This is a genomic window from Roseomonas sp. TAS13, assembly GCF_001950415.1.
Classification (GTDB): Bacteria; Pseudomonadota; Alphaproteobacteria; order Acetobacterales; family Acetobacteraceae; genus Roseomonas; species Roseomonas mucosa.
The window spans coordinates 1-1,052 of the sequence record NZ_BDLP01000696.1; the positions used below are offsets into that span (position 1 = coordinate 1).

A 1,052-nucleotide genomic window follows, 5' to 3' on the forward strand; every position below is an offset into this window, starting at 1 on the left:
GCCTTACGGTGGAGCTGTGCGTAGATGTGATCAAGAGACAGGGCTCAGGATGCTGAGGAGATCCCGCACCTCGTCCCTCTCCAGGACGTTCCCGAGGCGCAGGACCGGGATGCCCGCCGCCTCGAGGGCGCCCGAGATCTTCTCGACCTGTGCGTTCCCGCGGCACAGGACGGCCTGTTGGCCGTGCCGGACCCCGCGACCGGCCAGCTCCGCTACGGCCGCGACGACCGCCGCCGCCTCGGCGCTGTCGTCTGGGCACACGGTGAGGACCGGACCATGACCGGCTGTCCCTCGGTGCGCCTCGAGATCCGGTTCGGGTGCACCTTCGGCGGCCGCCATGGTGCGGGCGAAGCCCAGGAAGGTCCCGACCACCTCGGCGCAGGAACGGTAATTGACGCCGAGGCTGTGCGCGGAATGCGGGCCGAAGTCCTCGGCGAAGCGCGACATGCTGGCGGAGGAGGCGCCCCGGAAGCGGTAGATCGCCTGCCGCGCGTCGCCGACGGCCCAGATCTGCCCGCCCGGGCCGACGAGAGCCTTCAGGAGACGGATGCTCGCCCGGTTCACGTCCTGGTATTCGTCCACGAGCACGTGGCGGTGATGCCCCCTCAGCTCGGCGGCGAGCTCCGGGTCGCCTTCCAGGAGCAGCGCGGGCAGCATCACTTGGTCGCCGTAGTCCACGGCCTCGAGGTCCCGGAGCCTGCCCTGGTAGGCCCTGTAGATTCGGGCCACCTCCGCTGCCCGCTCCGCCGCTTCGACCCTGCCCGGGTCACCGTCAGCAGCCGCGAGCATCGCGGCAGCCAGATCCTCGTAGCGATCCGGCCCGGCGAGTTCGTCCTTGCCCCGGGAGACGGCACTCAGGACACCCTTGAGCAGCCTCTCGGGCGCCCAGAGATTCCGGTGGTGCACGAGGCCGAGCGTCGCGAGCAGGTCCTCCAGCGCCTCCACCGCTGCCGCGCCGTCGAGCAGGGTCGGGCTGCTCGGCAGGCCCAGCCGGTCGGCATGCCTGCGGATGAGGTCCATGCCGAACTGGTGGAAGGTGCCGACCCAGACCC

At 71.0% G+C, this 1,052-nt stretch carries 1 protein-coding gene; it reads right to left on the reverse strand.

Translation table 11 applies throughout. The annotated features are described in order from the left end of the window. Positions 1 to 30: 30 nt before the first annotated feature. A partial coding sequence (locus ROTAS13_RS24915) for a UvrD-helicase domain-containing protein (RefSeq protein ID WP_139323584.1) occupies positions 31 to 1,052 on the reverse strand: 1,022 nt, incomplete at its 5' end.